Origin of the sequence: Streptomyces sp. DI166 (assembly GCF_900091315.1) — a bacterium.
Taxonomy (GTDB): domain Bacteria; phylum Actinomycetota; class Actinomycetes; order Streptomycetales; family Streptomycetaceae; genus Streptomyces; species Streptomyces fuscus.
On the sequence record NZ_FLSP01000212.1, the window covers coordinates 1 to 2,839 of the forward strand.

The following is a 2,839-nucleotide window of genomic DNA, read 5'->3' on the forward strand; positions in this document are numbered from 1 at the left end:
TGGTGGGGGACACCTCACGGATCACGCCGGAGCTGGACGAGGCGTTCAAGGAGACCGACCTCGCCCACACCCTCGCGGTCTCCGGCAGCAACCTCACCATCATCCTGGTCCTGCTCATCGGCCCGCCCGGCACGGCCCAGCGTGCCGAACGCCGTGGGCTCGCGCCGCGGCTCGGGCTGTCGCTGCGGACGACCGCGGTGTGCGGCGGGGCGCTCACCCTCGCCTTCGTCGTGGTGTGCCGGCCGGATCCCAGCGTGCTGCGGGCCGCGGCCTGCGGTGCGGTGGTGCTGCTGGCGCTGGCCACCGGGCGGCGCCGGTCCCTGCTGCCCGCGCTGGCGACGGCGGTGCTGCTGCTGGTGCTGTTCGATCCATGGCTGGCCCGCAGTTACGGCTTCCTGCTGTCGGTGCTGGCCACGGGGGCACTGCTGGTGCTGGCGCCGCGCTTCAGTGCCGCCCTGCAACGGCGCGGGCTCCGGCCGCGGTGGGCGGAGGCGGTGGCCGCCGCCGCGTCGGCGCAGGTGGTGTGCGCGCCGGTGGTGGCGGTGCTGTCGGAGCGGGTGAGCCTGGTGGCGGTGCCGTGCAATCTGCTCGCCGAGTTCGCGCTCGCCCCGGCCACGGTGCTGGGGTTCGCGGCGCTGGCGACGGCACCGGTGGCGATGCCGGTGGCCAAGGCACTGACGTGGTGCGCGAGTTGGCCGACGGGGTGGATCGCGGCCATCGCCCGGACCGGGGCGGCGCTGCCCGGCGCGGGCATCGACTGGCCGGGCACCTGGACCGGGGCCGGGCTGCTCCTCCTGGTCACGGTTGCCGGGCTGGCGGTCGGGCGGCGGCTGTGGAGCAGCCCGTGGTGGTGCGGGCTCGGGGCGGTGCTGCTGGTGCTGGCGGTGGTGCAACCACCGCCGCTGGTACGCGTGATCGGCGGATGGCCGCCGCCGGGGTGGCGGATGGTCGTGTGCGACGTGGGACAGGGGGACGCGCTGGTCCTGGCCGCGGGGGAGGGCACGGGTGTGGTCGTGGACGCCGGACCGGAGCCGGGACTTGTCGACCGCTGCCTGCGCGCTCTCGCCATCACCCGGATCCCCCTGGTCGTCCTCACCCACTTCCACGCGGACCATGTGGCGGGCCTGCCGGGGGTGTTGCGGGACCGGGCGGTGGGGGAGATCCAGACGACCGGGTTCCGGGAACCGGCCGAACAGGCGGAGTTCGTGCGCCGGGAGGCGGCGGCACGGGGCATCCCGGTGACGCGGGCCGTGGCAGGGGAGCGTCGGCGGACCGGGGAGCTGTCCTGGCAGGTGCTGTGGCCGCCGTCCGCCCCGGTGCCGGGGCCGGAGGGGCCGAACGACGCGAGCGTCACGTTGCTCGCGGAATCGGCGGGCGTGCGGTTCCTGCTGCTCGGCGACCTTGAACCCCCGGCCCAGCGGGGCCTGTTGCGGGCGGGCGGGGTGCCGGAGGGAGTGGACGTGCTGAAGGTCGCCCACCACGGCTCGGCGTACCAGGACCCCGACCTCATACGGCGGGCCGCTCCCCGGGTGGCGCTGATCTCCGTCGGGGAGGACAACGGCTACGGGCATCCGGCGCCCGGCACGGTGGCCGCGTTGCGGGAGGGCGGGGCGGCGGTGCTGCGGACGGACGAGGACGGGGCGCTGGCGGTGGTGAAGGGGGAGGACGGGGAGCTGCGGGTGGTGGGGGACTGAAGTGCGGGTCCGCGTGGAGCGGGGGGCTGAGGTGCGGGTCCGCGCGGGGCGGGGGTCTGAGGTGCGGGTACGCGCGGGGCGGGAGACTGGGGGCATGAACTCAGCCGAAGTCGATGCCTACCTCAGCCGGATCGGTGCCGGGCGTCCCGGGCGGCCGACCGCCGACGCCCTGCGCGACCTGCACCTGCGGCACCTGCGGACCGTGCCCTTCGAGAACCTGTCGATCCACCTCGGCGAGGAGATCGTGCTGGAGGAGGAACGGCTGCTGGAGAAACTGGTGGGCGCGCGCAGGGGAGGGTTCTGCTACGAACTCAACGGCGCCTTCGGGGCGTTGCTGACGGCGCTCGGGTACGAGGTAGCGCTGCTGGCGGGGCGGGTGTACGGCGGGGACGGGCGGCTGGGGATCCCGTACGACCATCTCGCCCTGCGGGTGCGGACGGACGACGGGGGCGAGTGGCTGGCCGACGTCGGGTTCGGGGCGCACAGCCACTATCCGCTGGCGTTCCGGGAGCGGGGGGAGCAGAAGGACCCCGGGGGCGTGTTCCGGATCGTGGAGGCGGGGCCGGACCTGGACGTCGTGATGAACGGCCGCCCGGAGTACCGGCTGGAGACGCGGCCCCGGGCGCTCGCCGACTTCCGCGTCGGGGCCTGGTACCAGTGCACCTCGCCCGAGTCCCACTTCACGCAGTCGCTCGTCTGTTCCCGGGTGACGGAGGACGGCGGGCGGATCACGCTGAGCGGGCGCACGTTCAAGACGACGAGCGCGGACGGGGTGAAGGAGGAGCGGCAGCTCGGGACGGACGAGGAGGTGCTGGCGGCGTACCGCGAGCGGTTCGGGATCGAGCTGGACCGGGTGCCGAGGGTGGCGCAGGAGAAGGCGGGCGAGTCTGGAGAATGACCGTGTGAGCGATGTGAGACACGTACTGGTGCTGCCCGACCGCGACGCCGCCGAGGAGGTCGTGGAGGCCCTCGCGGAGCGCTTCGGCGTACGCGAGGAGCCCCAGCTGGTCCGGGACGCCCTGGCCGGCGAGGACGACGCGGAGGACGCCCAGTGGCTGGTCGTCCTCCACGACGAGCCCGCCGCCCTCGACCCAGCGGAACTGGACGCCTTCGCGGCGGAGTGGGAGGGCTGGCGGGAGGACCCG

At 74.8% G+C, this 2,839-nt stretch carries 3 protein-coding genes; all 3 read left to right on the forward strand.

Annotated elements, in window-relative coordinates; translation table 11 throughout:
- Window positions 1-1,694 (forward strand): ComEC/Rec2 family competence protein (locus tag GA0115233_RS39795; protein ID WP_141689662.1); only part of this gene is annotated, 1,694 nt, incomplete at its 5' end.
- A gap of 94 nt (window positions 1,695-1,788) precedes the next feature.
- The gene (locus GA0115233_RS39800) at window positions 1,789-2,592 is read left to right on the forward strand and encodes an arylamine N-acetyltransferase family protein (RefSeq protein ID WP_093725656.1); all 804 of its coding nucleotides are present in this window, start codon (window positions 1,789-1,791) and stop codon (window positions 2,590-2,592) included.
- Window positions 2,593-2,596: 4 nt separating this feature from the next.
- The coding region (locus GA0115233_RS39805; protein ID WP_093725658.1) for a hypothetical protein at window positions 2,597-2,839 on the forward strand (243 nt) is incomplete at its 3' end.

What these genes read in the sequence shown, in the direction of transcription:
- GA0115233_RS39800 (WP_093725656.1), top strand. Translation starts at nt 1,789, where the DNA reads ATGAACTCAGCCGAAGTCGATGCCTACCTCAGCCGGATCGGTGCCGGG.